Origin of the sequence: Sorangium sp. So ce375 (assembly GCF_051473855.1) — a bacterium.
Lineage (GTDB): Bacteria > Myxococcota_A > Polyangia > Polyangiales > Polyangiaceae > Sorangium.
In genome coordinates this window covers 11,845,329-11,861,836 of the sequence record NZ_CP150335.1, presented here as the reverse complement: position 1 = coordinate 11,861,836, position 16,508 = coordinate 11,845,329, and the positions used below count along the sequence as shown (strand labels likewise).

The 16,508-nt window shown below is 69.7% G+C and carries 16 protein-coding genes and 1 pseudogene; 8 read left to right on the top strand and 9 right to left on the bottom strand.

The window, feature by feature from the left end; genetic code table 11:
• Nucleotides 1-17 precede the first annotated feature (17 nt).
• The 4 genes from WME90_RS44115 to WME90_RS44100 all read left to right on the top strand — a co-directional run bounded on the left by WME90_RS44115 (nt 18) and on the right by WME90_RS44100 (nt 1,946).
• The gene (locus tag WME90_RS44115) at nt 18-512 is read left to right on the top strand and encodes a hypothetical protein (protein WP_437278103.1); all 495 of its coding nucleotides are present in this window, start codon (nt 18-20) and stop codon (nt 510-512) included.
• Between the two features lie 251 nt (nt 513-763).
• Nucleotides 764-1,186 carry a hypothetical protein gene (locus tag WME90_RS44110; RefSeq protein WP_437278102.1) on the top strand — a complete coding sequence of 141 codons (423 nt, stop codon included), beginning with the start codon at nt 764-766 and terminating at the stop codon, nt 1,184-1,186.
• A gap of 78 nt (nt 1,187-1,264) precedes the next feature.
• Entirely contained in the window at nt 1,265-1,480 is a 216-nt protein-coding gene (locus WME90_RS44105; RefSeq protein WP_437278101.1) for a hypothetical protein, read from the top strand.
• Between the two features lie 109 nt (nt 1,481-1,589).
• Entirely contained in the window at nt 1,590-1,946 is a 357-nt protein-coding gene (locus WME90_RS44100; protein ID WP_437278100.1) for a hypothetical protein, read from the top strand.
• Between the two features lie 120 nt (nt 1,947-2,066).
• Here the strand turns inward: WME90_RS44100 and WME90_RS44095 are convergent, their stop codons facing one another.
• Nucleotides 2,067-2,906: an SDR family NAD(P)-dependent oxidoreductase gene (locus WME90_RS44095; protein ID WP_437278099.1), complete on the bottom strand. Its 840-nt coding sequence runs from the start codon at nt 2,904-2,906 to the stop codon at nt 2,067-2,069.
• Nucleotides 2,907-3,255: 349 nt separating this feature from the next.
• On the opposite strand from WME90_RS44095, the gene WME90_RS44090 reads away from it, so the two are divergent.
• The 4 genes and pseudogenes from WME90_RS44090 (at nt 3,256) to WME90_RS44075 (ending at nt 8,523) form a co-directional block, all read left to right on the top strand.
• Nucleotides 3,256-3,864 carry an acyl-CoA-like ligand-binding transcription factor gene (locus tag WME90_RS44090; protein WP_437278098.1) on the top strand — a complete coding sequence of 203 codons (609 nt, stop codon included), beginning with the start codon at nt 3,256-3,258 and terminating at the stop codon, nt 3,862-3,864.
• A 225-nt stretch (nt 3,865-4,089) separates the two neighbouring features.
• Nucleotides 4,090-6,336 (top strand): DUF3160 domain-containing protein, encoded by a 2,247-nt coding sequence (locus WME90_RS44085; protein WP_437278097.1) that lies wholly within the window; start codon nt 4,090-4,092, stop codon nt 6,334-6,336.
• Between the two features lie 226 nt (nt 6,337-6,562).
• Nucleotides 6,563-7,432 (top strand): annotated as a pseudogene (locus WME90_RS44080) (PA4780 family RIO1-like protein kinase); the annotation flags it as partial.
• A 686-nt stretch (nt 7,433-8,118) separates the two neighbouring features.
• On the top strand, nt 8,119-8,523 hold the full coding sequence (locus tag WME90_RS44075; protein WP_437278096.1) for a hypothetical protein: 405 nt from the start codon (nt 8,119-8,121) through the stop codon (nt 8,521-8,523).
• Between the two features lie 31 nt (nt 8,524-8,554).
• Here the strand turns inward: WME90_RS44075 and WME90_RS44070 are convergent, their stop codons facing one another.
• The 8 genes from WME90_RS44070 to WME90_RS44035 form a co-directional block, all read right to left on the bottom strand.
• Nucleotides 8,555-9,049, bottom strand: coding sequence for a hypothetical protein (locus tag WME90_RS44070; protein ID WP_437278095.1), 495 nt, complete (start codon nt 9,047-9,049; stop codon nt 8,555-8,557).
• Entirely contained in the window at nt 9,039-11,402 is a 2,364-nt protein-coding gene (locus tag WME90_RS44065) for a glycosyltransferase (RefSeq protein WP_437278094.1), read from the bottom strand. Before WME90_RS44065 ends, WME90_RS44070 begins: the two co-directional genes overlap by 11 nt.
• Entirely contained in the window at nt 11,399-11,815 is a 417-nt protein-coding gene (locus WME90_RS44060; protein WP_437278093.1) for a hypothetical protein, read from the bottom strand. The genes WME90_RS44065 and WME90_RS44060 overlap by 4 nt, the downstream gene beginning before the upstream one ends.
• Nucleotides 11,816-11,829: 14 nt before the next feature.
• A complete protein-coding gene (locus tag WME90_RS44055) occupies nt 11,830-12,339 on the bottom strand; it encodes a hypothetical protein (RefSeq protein ID WP_437278092.1) in 510 nt (169 codons plus the stop codon).
• Nucleotides 12,340-12,414: 75 nt separating this feature from the next.
• On the bottom strand, nt 12,415-13,827 hold the full coding sequence (locus tag WME90_RS44050) for a hypothetical protein (protein ID WP_437278091.1): 1,413 nt from the start codon (nt 13,825-13,827) through the stop codon (nt 12,415-12,417).
• Between the two features lie 98 nt (nt 13,828-13,925).
• A complete protein-coding gene (locus WME90_RS44045) occupies nt 13,926-14,411 on the bottom strand; it encodes a DUF4150 domain-containing protein (protein WP_437278090.1) in 486 nt (161 codons plus the stop codon).
• Nucleotides 14,412-14,423: 12 nt separating this feature from the next.
• On the bottom strand, nt 14,424-15,494 hold the full coding sequence (locus WME90_RS44040) for a hypothetical protein (RefSeq protein WP_437278089.1): 1,071 nt from the start codon (nt 15,492-15,494) through the stop codon (nt 14,424-14,426).
• Nucleotides 15,491-16,507 carry a DUF2169 family type VI secretion system accessory protein gene (locus WME90_RS44035; RefSeq protein WP_437278088.1) on the bottom strand — a complete coding sequence of 339 codons (1,017 nt, stop codon included), beginning with the start codon at nt 16,505-16,507 and terminating at the stop codon, nt 15,491-15,493. Before WME90_RS44035 ends, WME90_RS44040 begins: the two co-directional genes overlap by 4 nt.
• Nucleotide 16,508: the final 1 nt, after the last annotated feature.

The window sequence follows — 16,508 nt, the reverse complement described above, 5'->3', positions numbered from 1 at the left end:
GAAAATCGCGGCGGGCCATGAAGGCCCGCCGTTTTTTTGTCTTCAAGACGCTCGAGCCGCACGCCGGCGCGTGCGAGCAGCACACGTTCGAGGCGAGCGACCTGGGGCACGGGCTACGCCCTTTTCTACATCGCCTTCGCACGCAGTGGTGGCAGTTCCTGTTCCTCCCGTTCCACTGGACCATGGGGCCGCTGCACGGCGCCATCGTGAACTGGTTCGGCCATCGCTACGGCTACCGCGACTTCAAGAGCGACGACGACTCGCGCGCCACGCTGGTCCTCGATATCGTGACGCTCGGCGAGCTCTTCCAAAGCAACCACCACAAGCACTCGATGAGCCCGAACTGGGCGTGCGCTGGTTCGAGATCGAGCCGGCTTATCAGGTCATCTGCCTGTTCGTCTGGAGGGGCATCCTCCAGGTGCCCGGGAAGAGCGCCAGGTCGCCCGCCTGCAGCCCGCGGCCACGCGTGTCGAGGGGTCCACAGTCGTCTCTGGCCGAGGGGATTTCCCTGATGCCTGAAGCGCAGGATCGTGAAAAAGCCCCGCATCGAAAAGATCGGCCTCTATATTATCAACTTTCGTGGTGCCGCGGCTCGTTCTCTGGTATATGATGGCGCTCGCGCAGCGAAGTTGATAGAGATGCCGCCTGGACCTGTCGGGCTCGAGCGGCAAAAAAGGCCGTAAAGAGCCGCTCGAGGCAGCTCCTGCATGCCCATCCGGAAAGCCGCGCCCGGCGTGCTTTCCGCGTTCGAGAGAAACTCTGTATGAGCCACGCGTCCGCGCCAAGTACCACGACCGCGCCAAGTACCACGACGGCGGTGGAAGGCGCGACGCCGCGCGCCGCGCAGATGCCGGCCGATCTGCGCGCGCTGGCGCTCTGCCTCGGGAGCCCCTTCGCTGGTCTCTCGAGGGCGGCGCGGCGGCGCCTCGCGTTCCTCTGCGACAGCTTCGCCGAGCTGCTCCAGGCCGAGGGACAGCTCCCGGGCGCCGGTGACAGCCTGCGAGCGTGGCCTCGCTTCCTGCTGAGCGCGCTGTTCGCGCTTCGCCACGCCGAGGACGCGCCGTCGCTCTCCGACCAGGAGGAGCAATGGCTGGTCGCGGAGGTCGAGGCGGAGCTCAGGGAAGCGCGCGCGGCGGTCGAGGGCGGACGGGCAGACCGCGCCGGCTGGGGCCATCGCGTTTGTTGATTCCGTCTCTCCAACATGCGGCTGAGCACAAGGAAAGTGGTCGCTATGAATGCGTGTTTATCGCGGGTCGTGGATGGCGTGGAACAGAGGCTCTGCTGGCGCTTCCAGGTGCACGGGAGGAGCGAGGCCATGTACGAGCCGGCGGACGGCCCGCACGGTCCGTTCGATCGCGACCGCCAGCGCAACCTCAAGCTGGGCGAGACGTTCCAGCGGCTGGACCGCTCGGGCTCTCCCCGAAAGTACGATGGGCTCTTCTGGCAGCCAAAGAGCTCGAACGACCGATCCGGTCCGTAAGAGAGCGACTGGACCGTGGCGGCCGGAAGCGAGGACATCATCCATTTTCGGCATGACACGGGACCGTGAACTTGTCGTCCAGCTAGCAACCGAGTTGTGCAACACAGCCATGTCTACCTCCCAGAAGCCCGTCACCTCCGCCACCTTGCTCGCCACTGCTGCCCACCTCAACTTCCGCGCGACGTCCCGCGACCGAAGCGGCTCGACGCTCGGCGTGCTCGTCAACGCGTCCGGCGCTCAGCAGTACCTCGTGATCGCCTCTGGCGGCGCGGAGGGCACCTGGACGCTCGCGAGCGAGCTGCCCGTCGGCCTCGCGCCCTTTCTTCTGTACGAGAGCGCCGCCAACGTGCTGCGCGGCGGAAGCTTGAGCGAGGACGGGAGCATCTCCTTCTATGGAGCGCTGTATACGATCGAGTCATCGTTCGACGGCAGCACCCGCGCAGCGAAGGTGAGCGGTAGCGCTTGAGCGCTGTCGCGCTCGGATGCCAATCCGAGGTTCTGGTTCAGCGAACACCGCCGTCAACGAGAGCCCCTGCGCCTGGCGAGTGGAGACGTGTGTCAGCGACGCGCGGCTATCTCGAGAACATCAGCCGGCGGCGAACTCCCGCTCATGGATGGATCGCACCTTCTCCAGCACCCTCGGGCCGTGCTCTCGGAACGGGAGATCCATCGCGCGGTCCTTCTTCAAATAGACGCCTGAGAGCTCCCGGTTCGCGCCGAACGCCGCCTCGTAAAGCCGCGAAGCCCCCTGGCTCGGGGGCGGGAACAGGAACCTCATCAGCGGCTGCACGTAAAACGGCAGCCCCGACCGCTTTCCCTTCCTCAGCGTGTTGTTGGGCCCAGGATCCACGCTCCGGATCTTGATCCCGTCCCCCTCGAGCAGCGGCGCCACCTCGCGCGTCCAGAGGGAGAGCGCGAGCTTCGACGTCGCATACGGGCCGAAGAGCTGCTTGAACGACGCCGGGCGCTCCAGGGCGTCGGGGTCGAAGCGCCTCGTCATCTTGAACGCATCGGAGGATGTGTTCACGACCGTCTTCAAGGCTCCCTTCCGCAGCAGCCCTCTGAGCTCCATCGCGATGACATACGGCACCACCGTCTGGAGCTCGAAGTGCAGCTCGCGCCCTTGCCTGGAGAAGGTCAGCTCCGGGACGCTCCCCCCGGCGTTGTTGAACAGCACGTCGATCTTCTCTTCGCTCGCCTTGATCGCGCCGAGCACGCGCCTGAGGCCATCGAAATCGGACAGATCCGCCTCGTGGACGCGGAGCCTCCGGCGCGCGAGGCCCTCCCGGATCAGCGGATCGTCCTCGGGGAACCTCGAGCGGTTCAGCGCGATGACCTGAAAGCCCTCCGACAGCAGACGACGCGTGAGCTCGAGCCCGATACCGTGGCTTGCGCCCGTGATGAGCGCGACCTTGTCGTGTTCCATGATGCTCCTCGTAGATCCTGTGGTGGCCGCCTCCATCCGCCGGCGGACAACGGCCGTGGGCGCGCCGATCGCCCGAGCCGACCGGCGCGCGCGCAAATGTCGGCGTCCGCCGCAAGGCGGTCTCCCGCGATGCGCCCGCGCGCGAGGGCTCTTGTGCGCAACGGCCGCGCCGAGGCCTCGGTCGTCGCCCAGGGCGACGGCGATGGATGGACTCCGTGCCTGTGAAGGCGCGCTCCTCCGCCCAAAATCGCTCCAATCGGCGGGGAGCCGCGACAGGAAGAAGAATGTGCTACTGAGTAGCATTTGTCAAGGAGGGGCACCGGGATCCTGCGCGTGGTAGCTTGCGGGCATGGCGGAGGGCGAGGCACCAGGGCTCCGAGAGCGCAAGAAGGAGCGGACGCGCGCGCAGATCATCGAGACCGCGATCGACCTCTTTCTGAAGAACGGCTACGAGCAGACGACGCTCGACGACGTGCTCGGCGCGGTCGAGGTCTCGCGGAGGACGTTCTTCCGCTACTTCGAGTCGAAGGAAGACCTCCTCATCGCGTGGATGGATCAGCTCATCGAGGTGGCGTGCGACGCGGTCCGCGCGCGCCCTCCGAGCGAGCCGCCGCTCGTCGCGATACGCAGCGCGATCCGGGATACGCTCGGCCGGCTCTACGAGGGGAACCTGCCGCGGTTCGTCGCGGTCCAGCGGTTCGTCGCGAAGACGCCGCCGGTCCGCGCGAGGCAGAGCGAGCGGCTCGGCCACTGCGCGGAGGCCATCTGCGAGCCGCTGGCCGCGCGGATGAACCTGGACCCGCAGCGCGACCTGGCGCCGCGCGTGCTGGCAAACTGCGCGATCGCCATCATGGAGTGTGCGATCGAGGCGTGGATCGCCCGCGGCGCGGCGGAGGATCTGCTCGAGCTCGTGGACGAGGGCTTCCGGGCGCTCGCGCGCGAGCACGAGCGCCCGTGATCGCTCCACAGCCTGCGGGGCTCGTCCCTTGACTTCCGCGTCGCATTCGAAGACGTGGATGGCCCTTGGGACTGGCACGCCGATTGCTCAGCCTGCGGCGCTGGCACACATGGAGTAGATGAAACCCGCAATTCGAGCGTCGTTCCGCCTGCGGCCGCGGCACGACGATCCGGGTTTGGCACACCGGCACACCAGCCTCGTGCCGCCAAAGGAGTAGGGAAACCCGTGTACACCCGACGAATTGTCTCCACCCTGGTCAGCGTCGGCTTGCTGACGGCGTGTTCGGCTTCCACCGAACAGGGCGGGCCAGGCCCCGCGGGTCCCGGCGACGAGCGTCCCGATGACGTCGGAACCCAAGTGCAGCTCGAGCTCAGCTCGGTCGCCGCGACCGAAATCGAAGCCCAGGTGGCCACCGCCAGACAACACGACGCGGCATCCCTCCAGGAGGCCTACGCCGTCTCGTTCTCGAACGATCTGGGCTACGGTCTCAAGGACGTCCAGAACCTCGATCTGATCCAGGGATCGGAGTTGAGTCTGAATGACGCGGAGCTCGCGGTCCTGGCCGCGAACGGCTTCGTAGTCTCCAGTCGACTCGCCTACCCCAGCTTTCCCTACGCCTACGCTGCCATCTACGTGCACGATTTGCCGGTCTTCGTGAGCGGCGACATGGTGCTCGAAGCCATGCACCGTTCGTACGACGACATCCTGCAGGCCCTCGAACAAGCCGTATTGATCCCGCGTGTCACCCGCTTGCTCGACACGATGCGTGCTCGCCTGGCGTCTGGAGGTCCCGGGCTCTCGCAGCAGGCAGCGGCCGACGCGGACTTCTACCTGACCGTCGCGCGCAGCCTGCTGATGGGAGCGCCGAGCGACCCCGTGGCGGGAGCCAGCAAAGCTGACGTCGCGTCCTTCCTGACGCACGCCGAAGCGGCCGGCGGAGAACAGGAAAAGTCCATGTTCGGCGTCCCGCGCCGCTTCGACTTCTCTCAGTTCAAGCCTCGGGGCCACTACACGGACACGGTGGAGCTCGAGCGCTATTTTCGCGCCATGATGTGGATGGGACGCATCGATTTTCGGCTCATCGAGACCATGCCCGACGGCTCGCGCGTCTTCTGGCGCCGTCAGCTCGAGGCAGCGCTGGCGATGCGTGACTTGATGGATGCCGCGGCGCTGGAAGACTGGTCGGGCATCGATCGAACCATCACCGCGTTCGTGGGTGAGCACGACTACATGATCGTGCCCGAGCTGGACGAGCTGTTGAAAGGCCTGGGGGTGTCTGACGCGAGCGGGCTCGCTGCCATCGATGACACGACGATCGCTCAGGCGATCATCGACGGGCGTTACGGCGAGCAGCGCATCGCGAGCCACATCATGCGCAAGACTGGCGGCGATTCCACGTTCCCGCTCAACGCGAGCTTTGCGTTCTTCGGGCAGCGCTACGTGATCGATAGTCACGTGTTCTCCAACGTGGTGTACGACCGCACCGCGACACGTGTGGTTCCGAACCCGCTCGACGCCGCGTTCGCCGCCCTGAAGAACGACCACGCGGTGAGCCTGCTTGCGAGTGAGCTCGAAGAATGGAATTACGCCGGCGATCTGGCGGCCGTTCGCGTCATCGCCGACGCCCACCCGCCGTCGTACTGGGAAGGCAGCCTGTACACGTCATGGCTCGGGGCGCTACAGACGCTCTCGGCGAACGCCACGACCCTGGGGCCGGCCGCGGAAGGTCTACCCAGCGTGGCGCGCAGCGAAGCGTGGGGGCGCCGCTTGCTGAACACGCAGCTCGGATCGTGGGCACAGCTCAGGCACGACACGATCTTGTATGCCAAGCAGTCGTATACCGGCAGCGATGGCTGCGACTTTCCGGATGCGTACGTCGAGCCCTACCCCGAGCTGTTTCAAAGGATCGCCAAATTCGCCGACCAGGGCCAGGCCTTGGTCGACACCCTCGACTTCAGCTTGAACGGAAACAACACGCTGGCGGAGCAGGTGAGCGCCTACTTCGGCACCCTGTCACGTATCGCGGCCACCTTGGGTGAAATGGCGGAAGCGCAGCGGACGGGCATGCCGCACTCGGCGGAGCACATCACCTTCATCAAACAGGCAATTCACATCGAGGGCGGTGGCAGCGGTGACCCCTGGCAAACGGGCTGGTACAAAGATCTGTTCTTCAACCCCGTCGACGGCTTGAAGAGCGACCCGACCATCGCCGATGTACACACGGACATCGGAGGCGACCTGCCGGTCCCGCGATCTCCGTCGGTGTTGCACGTGGGCACCGGCAATCCACGCATGATGGTCATGACGGTCGATACGTGTCAGGGTCCTCGCGCGTACGCGGGCGCAGTGTTCGCCTACCACGAGCACCTGGCACAGGGCCTCACCCGGCTCACCGACCAGGAATGGGCTCGGAAGCTGGGTGAGGATCCGCCGGCCGATGTGCCGTGGATGGCGCCGGTGCTGGCGGAGTAGGAACGAAGGCGTGCTCGGCTTGCCCGTGCGGTCGGCGGCGGAGGATCCTGGCCGAGAGCGCCGAGCCGACGGCGATCATCGCCATCCTTGATTCACCGTCCCGTTCTTGCTTCCTGGCGTCGTCCGGGGTGTCCGAGGAAGCGGGGAGGACCAATCCAGTTGCGGCGCCCCAGGTGGTGCGGCTAAAAGGGCGGCGAACGATCCCCGGCGGAGAAGCAAGAACGAGATGCGAATTCCCAGCAGCCTGATGTCTCTGGCCGACGAAGGGCTCATCGAGGAGGTCGTGCGCCCGCTGATGAGCGGCAAGGAAGCGGAGGTCTTCCTGGTGCGCTCCGGCGGCGAGCTTCGGGTGGCCAAGGTCTACAAAGAGGCGCAGCACCGGACCTTCAAGAACCGGGCGGAGTACACGGAGGGGCGCAAGGTGCGCAACAGCCGCGATCAGCGCGCGATCAACAAGCGCTCGCGCCATGGTCGTGCGCAGGACGAAGCCGCCTGGAGATCGACCGAGGTGGACATGATCTTCCGCCTGCGCGACGCGGGGGTGCGCGTCCCGATACCCCACCATTTCGTCGACGGCGTGCTGATCATGGAGCTCATCACCGCCGCCGACGGCAGCCCGGCCCCGCGGCTCGCCGAGGTGAGCCTGAACCCCGACGAGGCGGTGAGGGTCTTCGACCGATTGCTGGCAGAGGCGGTCCGGATGCTGAGCGCCGGGGTCGTGCACGGCGATCTGTCCGACTTCAACGTGTTGATGGGGGCGGACGGGCCTGTCGTCATCGATTTCCCGCAGGCAGTGGACGCTTCCAGCAATCAGAACGCGCGAAAGCTGCTGCTGCGCGACGTCGACAACCTCCAGCGCTTCCTCTCTCGGTTCGCTCCCAATCGACAGCCCCGCCCTTACGCGCAGGAGATGTGGGAGCTCTACTCGTGCAGCCAGCTCACGCCCGAGACACGGCTGAGCGGCCGTTTCCGGGCGTCTTCGAGGCGGGCCGACACCGAGGCGGTCCTGGAGCTCATCAACGATGCCAACCACGACGAGCGCCGCCGCCGTGAGACGCAGGGGCTGAGCATGCGGGGCGTATCGTCCCCGCCTCGCAAGGTCGAGGTGGTGATTCTACCGAGCGGCCCGCGAGACCGCGCGCGACGGAACGCTCAGGGACCACAGGCGGGCGACGCCGCGAACACTCGCCCGGCACAGGCGGGCGGCACGGCGAACACTCGCCCGGTACAGGCGGGCGGCGCGACGAACACTCGCCCAGCGCAGGCGGGCGGCGCCGCGAACTCTCGCCCTGCACAGGCGGGCGGCACGGCGAACTCTCGCCCTGCACAGGCGGGCGGCACGGCGAACTCTCGCCCGGCACAGGCGGGCGGCGCCGCGAACTCTCGCCCGGCCCCCCGCAGACCGTGGAACGGTGAAGTGAAGACGGCCCCTTCGAGGCATAGATAAATTGTTTGTATCGTGTCGTGTTCGCACCTCGGGCATCGCAAAACACCGAACCCGAAGGTGCGTTTCATGAGCACGGCCCACTCGAGGCAGCGCGACGTTGCGAACGACTCCCCGTCCGCGAGATCGCCGCACGCGAGGTAGCCCCCGAGGGCGGCGACAAACTACGTTGGCAGTGGGGCCGTGTAGGTGCGCGCCGCGTGTGCGACAGAGGTGGCGAGGTGCTCCTAAAGGAGCTGGCGGCCGAGCGCGTCTACGGCCAGTGAGCGCGAGCCGAGCGTGACCCGATCCTGCAACGGAGGGAAGATTCCTGGGCTCGATTGCAGTATGGATGGACGATGGAAATCCAAGACCTGTCGGACTGCCTGCGTGCCGACCCTCGCTTCGCCACCCGTCGCAAATGGCTGATCCTGAGCGAGCTTGTCTATACTCCGACGGGTGAGAAGGTGGAGGAAGGCTTCCGCTACTTCACCTGCCCCGTAGAAGCCCTCACCGCCGCCCTGCAGAGGCGGGACTTCGCTGCCATCGCGAAGCTCCCCTTCGCCCTGGACGAGGACGGCGATCCGGACACCTCCGCTGTGCGCCTGGATCTCGCCTACACCGCGTCCGGTGCCCTCGCCGCGTTCCAGCCCGTGGAGTTTCGCGAACACGTGCCCACGCCCCTGTCGGCATCCGTGGTTATCGAGGGAGCCGAGGCCCAGGCGCTCCGCGACACGCTGCGGGAAATCGACCAGTCCGCCTAGCGCACCGCCGGGGGGGTGGGGGCCTCTTGGCTCACCCGGCCGCGACGCGCAGCACGTCGGACCGGAGGTGAAGAAACGACGCGTGCACATAGCGCACGAACGGCGCCTTCAAGCCAAAGAAGGCCGCCAGATCGACCTCGGCCGCCGCGCGGAACATCCCCTGATCCAGCACGGGAGCCTCCGTGCGGAGCGCCCCGCTCGCGAGGCTCCGGCAGGCCGGGGACGCCGACGCGGGGTGGATCGCGACCACGAGCGTGGCAGCCCACGGGGCGGCGGCGAGGCGCTCGCCAAGGGAGCTCGGGTACCTGTAGCGGAGCGCCAGCACGGCGCCCCGCAGCGCGGCCTCGAAGACAGGCGCCGCCGCCGCGGCCGGCGCCGGAGGGGCGGCCTTCGCCCCCGCAGGCGCGCCCTTCGCCCCCGCGATCGCGCCCCCCGTCCCGGGAGCGCCGCCGCACCCCCCGAGCACCACGAGGCCGGCCCCCGCGGTGACCTGCGCGATGAACGCGCGCCGCCCCTCAATCGCCATGCGACGGCCCCTGGAACCTGCGCCTGCGCGCCTGCCCCACCAGCATCCGCGCCGGCGTGATGCGGCCCAGCGCCGCCGCGCTCTCCTCCGCCGTCGGCCGCACGGGGTGACCCGGCGGGAGCTCGGCGACCATGCTCTGCCACAGCGCGAGCGCCCGGTGCTGGTAGATCTGCGCCAGGCTCGATCGCGGCGAGAGGAAGCGCTGGCCGAGCACCATGGCCCTCTCCAGAAAGGCGATCGCCTCGTCGTCGCGGCCGTCGTTCAGGAGGTGGAGCCCCTCGTTGTACCAGGGCATGGGATCCGCCGGATCCTCCTCCCGCATGCGCTGGTTCGCCTCGAGGTAACGCGACAGCTTCTCTTCCATGATGCCGTCGTCCTTCAGGAAGCCGTAGTGCTGGATCTCCACGCCGGACGCGCGGACGACGAGCTCCGGGTGCCGGTCGAGGCTCGGCTGCACCGTCTCGTGCACGGCGCGCCCGTACCGGATCCGCGCGTCGTTGCGGAACAGCCGCACCGCGATCGTCATGACGGGCGGTCCGTCCTTCTGATGATTGGCGATCTCGAAGGAATAGGCGTGGACGTCGAGGTCGTCCATGAGCCGGACGAGGCGCGGCAGATCCCAGTGCGCGAGCTCCTCGTCCGGATCGAGGCTCAGGATCCAGGGCCTCGTGGCCATCTCCAGGCCCACGTTGCGCACCTCGGCCAGATCCAGCCGGTCCGTCCGGTGGACGCGCACCCGGTCGGTGAACCTCCGCGCGATCTCGACGGTCGCGTCGTCGCTGCCGTTGTCGACGACGCAGATCTCGTCGACGAACGGCTCGAGGAACGCGAGGAACCGCTCCAGCCGCTCCGCCTCGTTCTTCGCGATGATGCACAGCGATACGCCGGACGCGGGCGCAACCCTGCGCAGCGTCACCGTGTTGCTCGCGAGATCGGCCAGCTCGGGGGGCGCGCCCGCGCGCGGCGCCGCGTACGAATCCGGCCGCCCGAGCAGCGCGAGCCGCGCCTGCCGCGAGGCCTCGGTCTCCCAGCCGATGCGCCGCACGCGGACGTCGGTGAAGCGCGCGCACCCGTCCGGCACCTCGGGGATGCCGCCGCCAGGCAGGCCGCCCTCGGCCCCCCGGAAAGCGCGCAGGCCCGGCTCGTGCCGGTACATGCGGTACCCCGACATGGCCCCGAGCGCGCCGTCCGCCCGGAAGTACGTGCGCGTCGGCTCCCAGAACGTGTACCAGTGGAAGCCGAGCGCCTTGATGTGCGGATCGGCGAGCTGCATGAGGCGCTCGGCGCGCTCGCGGTCCATCTCGAACAGCTCGTCCGCGTCGACCGCGAGGATCCAGTCCGGGGAGAGCTCCGCCGCCATCTGCAGCGCGCGGTCGCGATCGCGCCGATCGTCGACGCCCGACGGCAGCTCCGTTCGCTCGTACCTGGCCACGGCGGGGTGCGACCGCGCGATCGCCGCCGTCCCGTCCGTCGACCCGTCGTCGAGCACGACGATCGCGTCGGCGAACCGCGCCGTCGCGTCGAGGCTCTCGCGCAGCGTCGCCTCCGCGTCCCTGACCCGGTACGCGGCCACGAGCCGCGTCCGCCCCGCGCGCCGGGCGCGCCATTTCTCGAAGAAGAGGTCCGCGCTCCCGAGGCCGCCCTGCGCACCGGGGAACGCCTTGCTCAGCGTGGCGCTCCCCTCGTGGTGCACGTAGACGTCGCTCGCGATCATGCACTCGAAGCCGCGCTCCTGCGCCCGCAAGGCGAGATCGGCGCCCTCGTGGCCCAGCGGGAAGAAGCGCTCGTCGAGCCCGCCGATCTCGGCGTACGCCTCGCGGCGGATCATCAGGCAGAAGGTCGAGAGGACGAACGACGGCGCCCACCGCCGCCGGAACGCCTCGCGGTGCTCCGCCGCGTGCTCGCTCAGCGCCTCGGGCTGGAACGGCGGCGGGTTCTGCACCTTCTGCGGGCCGCGCGCGCTGTTCGTCACGGGCCCGACGAGCCCGACGCGCCGCACGCCGGGCACGGCCCGCGGCGCCTCCTCCATGCACTCCCGCAGCCCCTCCAGCCACCTCGGGGTCACCACGACGTCGTTGTCGAGGAGCACCAGGTAATCCCCGCGCGCCATCTCGAGGCCCCGGTTCGCGCCGCCGGCGAGGCCGCGGTTCTCGTCCAGAAAGACCGTCTTCGCGGCGTCGCCGAACCGGCGCGCGACGTCGGCCAGGTAGGCGGGGGTGCCGTCCTCCGAGCCGTTGTCGACGAAGATGACCTCCGCGTCCGAGGGGAGCGTGCGGAGGAGGGCGTCCACACATCGCGCCGTGTACTGGAGGTTATTCCACGAGACGACGATAACGGAATAGACAGGCGTCATCGGGCACCGGGCGGAGCCATCAGGCGAACCACGTTGGAGACGTACTGGCGATACGCCGCGTGCAGATAGAACGCCCCCGCCCGGGCCGCCAGGACGATCTCGCACCGGAAGCTGCCCACGAGGTCCGCGCCCACATCGTCGATGTCGTCGGGGAAGACCAGCCTCGGCCCGAGCAGAGGCACCGTGACGCCGCCCTGCGCGGGGGCGTAGATCAGCGTGAGAAAGACGCCGCGGAGCACCTCGGCGCGCTCGACCTCGATATCGACGGCAGGCACACGCGAGCTGCCGTGGACGACGTGGACGAGGGCGCCGCCCTCGAAGGTGGGCGGGCCCGGCTCGGCGAGGACGACGCCCGCGCCGGAGGTCGCGGGCGTCTCCGCGGTCAGGCCGAAAGAGACGGATCGGACGAGCATGAGTTCACCGCCGGTCAGAATTCGATGGCCTTCTTGTCGACGAGATCGATGCCTATCACGTTCGACACGTAGTTCTCGAGGATGAGGTACACATAGACGCTCGGCCGGTAACGGGGCACCGCCACGGCGCACGGGAACGCGACGGTGACGTTGAGCCAGGCGCCCTGATAGCCCTCGGACGCGAGGCTGCCGCGGCCCGGCATCGGCAGCGGGGGCTCGGCGAGCTGGTTCGGGCCGTCGCGCTCGCCGGGCGGGAACTCGATGAACGTGTTGCGCGCGAGCAGCGCGCCGCCGTCCGCCTGCTCGATGTCGTGGACGACGAGGACCATCGCCTCCTCGACGTCGCGGTAGCGGCTCGCGATGGCGTCCGGGAACAGGAACGACGCCGAGACGTCGAGCTCCACCGTGCCAGCCTCGAAGGACACCCGCGAGATCGCGAGTCGGATGGCCTCCTTGCCGGCCGCGATCTCCGGCGAGCCCGCGTGGGGGGCGAAGCCAAAGGGTGTCCGGGGTTCGATCTCCATGGGGTCCTCTCGACGTGGGTGCGGCGCGGGGCGCGGGGTCGAGAGAGCAGCGCGCCCCCGCCCCGCCCGCGAGGTTCAGCCAAAGTGGTTCCAGTTGCGGGAGGTCTGCGCCGGCGTATCGAGGCGCACGCGGCGGATGCGCGGGGCGCACACGGGGCAGAAGACGCCGTCGTCGCGGTTGCTGTGCCCGGCGTGATAGATGGTGCAGAGCCGCCCCGCGCCGAGCGCGGGCCACCAGTCGTACCGCTGGGTCGACGTGGTGGACGGGTCCGGCGTGAGGCCTGCGTTTGTGTTGCAGTGCGGGCCCTGCCCGCCGAACTGGTCCGTGTACCAGGTGGGGTTGGCGAGCTGCGTGGCGAGCGCCACGCCGGCCGCGCTGTACTGCGGCTCCTGCCGGACGGTCTGCCCGATGCCGTGCCCCATCTCGTGGACGAAGGTGCCGAGGACCGCCGTCTCGCTCCGGCCGGGGCCCGTGCACCCGACGACGCAGAAATTGCCCCAGCTATAGCCGTTGATCGAGCTCTTCCAGATGAACGAGAAGGTGAGGTTGAACGTGTTGCCCGGCGTGGCGAGGTGGGCCGTGAGGCCCGGCAGCGTGGTGAGGTTCCAGTTGACGCGGTTCGGCGACCCGTACGTGACGGTGAAGTACGACCGCACGTCGGTGGCGCCGGCCGCCGGCCACGACGCCTGCGCCGTCCACATGAAGTTGTTGCCGTTCACGGGGTCGCGCCACACGTTGCGGAACGTGGTCACGTTCCCGACCGCGTTGTTCGCCGTGGGGAACGCGCGCCGCTCGAGCTGCGTGTAATAGCAGTTCGGCACCAGCAGGAAGGCCATGTGCAGCGGCTTGTCGGACAGCGTGCCTCCCGCGGGGGGCGCGCCGCCGACGCGCAGGTTGAGCAGCGCGTTCGGGCCGCCGTTCATGAACGGCCAGTCGAAGGTCGGCGAGCTGACGGCCTGCTGCGACAGGCTCTGGAAATCGACGCGGGCCGAGTCCACGACCGCGAGCGCCGGGAGGACGGCCTTGCGCTCCAGCTCGATGAAGTGCCGCGCGAACTCGCCAACGAACCGCGGATCGATGTTGTTGTACGTGGCGAGCGTCTGCGCGCCGGAGTACCAGACCGTATAATAGAGCTTTCGCCACGTCTGGAACTCGTCGGTGGCGAGGAACTGCGCCCGCTGCCCGTCGCGCGACGCCTTGACCGTGTACTTGTCGCCGCCGATGTGCGTGAACGTGAGCGTGTTGTCGAAGTGGTGCCCCGCGCCGACCGTCACCCCGGGGGCGGCGCCGTGCGCGAGCCGCGTGCGCTCGGTGAGCGACTGGAAGGCGAGGCTCTCGTTGCCCGGGTCGGGCTCGATCCACCAGTCCACGCGATCGCCGGGCGCGACGTTGGGCACCTGGTTGGGCGTGACGCGCAGCTGCCGCACAGGGCCGTTCACGCCGGTCGCGGCGGCGGGGAGGTTCACGTATTGCTTGATCGTCGCCATGCGAGAGCTCCAGGCGAATCAGCGGGGAGTCCGGTCCATCAGTCCATCAGCGGGCGCGGGGGGCAGCGCGGGTCGAGGCTCGCTCCGCGGCCGCCCCATCAGAGCACCTCGATCTTGTCGACGCCCCAGTCCTTCGGGTTCTCGGGCGCGGGCGGCGGCTCCTCCATGACGATGACGATGAGCGGCGGCTGAATGACCGGCGTGGGCGGGGTGTTCTTGCTGTTGTGGAGCATGAGATCGAGCGCGCGGGCGCAGCCCTTCCCCTCGACCTTGACGTCGAACGAGTAGCTGATGAACTCGGCCTTGTTCATGTTCACGCCGGAGACGACGCCGCCGTTCGTGCCCGCCTCGTCACCGCTGCTGCGCGAGAAGTTGCTGTCCTGATGGCAGAGCGGGTTGCCGTCGGCCTTGACGTTCTTCGCGGTGCTCGCGGCGTCGGACGACATGGCGATGTTGGGATAGGGAACAGGGACCGGCGGGGCGGGCGGCGCGGGGGTGAGGCACACGTCCGGGAAAGCGATGGTCATTCCATTGCTCGCGGCGTGGACGACCGTGCGCGAGTTGACTCCTACGGTGACAGGCATATCGGTCCTCCTTCACGCCCTCTTCGCTGCAGCCGAGACGAGGCACACGGCGGCGCGGGTCCCGTCGCCGGAGCCCGCGAAGAGCGCGGCGCGCGCCTCGGACGACGCGGGCGCCGCGCCTCGCTCGAACGATCGCACGCACACGGCCGCGAGGCACCCGCCGGTCGCGGCGCCGACGTCGCCGTAGCCGTCGGCGGGGTGCCACAGCGCCCGGACGCCGCCGAGGACCCCGGGCTCGCGGACGCGCGCGAGCCCCCACTCCTTGGCCCGGTAGCTCTCGCCGTTGAGATCGCAGAGGACCCACGCGGGCGGGCCGCCCGCGGAGCACGCGCCGGCGAGCGCCGCGGCGAGGGCCGCGCCCGAGGGGGGCTCGCCGCTCTCGATGAGGTGGGGCTCCGCGCCGGTACCGGAGCCCTCGATCTCGGCCAGGATGGGGGCGCCGCGGGCCTCGGCGCGGCGGCGGTGCTCGACGAGCAGCGCGGCGGCGGCCTCGCCCGGGATGAACCCGTCGAGGTTGCGGCGGCTCTTGAGCCGGCGCGCGTGGTCGAGCGCCTCGAGCAGCCCCACGTCGACGAGGGAGTCGGCGCCGGCCACGATCCAGGGCCTGCCGGGGTCGGCCTCGACGGCGCGCGCCGCGTGGGCCAGGCCGAGGAGCATGGCGGCGTGCCCGTCGGGGGCGAGCAAGCCGCGGGTCACGGCGTCGATCCCGGCGGCGTCCGCGACCCGCTCGCGGAAGGCGTCGCGCAGCTCGTGGTGGTGCGCGGAAGGGCCGGGCGAGGGGCGCGCCAGGAAGAACGAGGCGTCCTCCAGGTCGGCGCGCGCGAGGTCGGCGGAGGTCACGAGGTCCTGGAGCGCCAGCGCGAGCAGGCGGACCGGGAGGTCGAACGCGCGGGGGAGATCTGTGTGGGCCGCGACCACGGAGAAGGGCTCCTCCGGGCGCGGCGGGTCGGCGGGGAGGCAGGGGTAGCTCGGCCACTCGCGGAAGCGCGTGAGGCGGGCGCGGACCGCGGCGGTGGTGGCCGCCGCGGTGTCGCCGAGCGCGGTGACCATGCCGGCGGCGGTGATGACGGCTCCGGTGCTCATGCGGGCTCCACCTCGATCCGGCGCACGCGGAAGAGGTCGCGACCGACGGGCATGGCGCCCCGGTACACGAGCACGGCGCGGAGGTCGTCGGGCTCGAGGATCACGGTGTCGAGGACCAGCGGGAGCGGGCGGCGCTCGGAGTCGATCAGCACGACGGCGCGAGGCGACGCGGGGGGCAGCGAGAAGCGCTGCGGGCCGAGGGGGCTCAGGTGCACGAGCTCGACCGGCTCGCCGCCGCGGAGGTGCGGCGTGGCCACGAGGCGCGGGTGCGCGCCCTGGTGGTAGCGAGCGTCGAAGGCGGCGGGCAGGAACGGCGACGCGGCGGGGGACGGCGCCCCGGCGGGGGGCGGCGGCGACGCGGGGTCGGGCGCCGTCGCGGCGTAGCGCAGGCGCGGCTGCCAGCTGCGCCCGATGAAGCCGAGGCCGACGGGCTCGGGGCGATCGTCCGGGGAGCGGAGCGGCTTCCTGGGATCTTCGATGTTCGGCATGGCGAGGTGCGCGAGGTCGACGCGCGAGCGCCGCGCCCGGAACCCGCGGCCGACGGGGTTGCGCGGCTCGACCTCGTGATCGGCGGCGGCCTCGGCGGACTCGTCCCGTCCGCCGAACGCGCGCTCGTACACGAGCGGCATCCGCTCGAAGGGGGCCGGGGACGCGGGGTGCGCCCAGGTGCGGTCGCCGAAGACGGCGAGGGTGGTGCGGATCGGGCCGACGCGCACGGAGACCTGGACCTCGGCGTCGCGGCGGCCGGGCGGGTACGCGTGGCCGAGCACCACGACGTCCGTGCCGACCTTGTGGGGCGCGAGATCGCTCTCGTAGCGGACGCTCGAGAGCCCCGGCTCGCCGTAGAAGGCGTCGGCGTGCTGGAGCGGCACCTGCTCGGCCGCGGGCGCGAGGCGGCCGCCGGCGTGGATGGCGAGCGTCGCCTTGACGAGGACGACGAGCACCTCGGCGCCGGCGGCATCGACGTGGACGATGCGCTCGGCGACGAAGGGGGTTCGGTTGCGGAGGTCCATG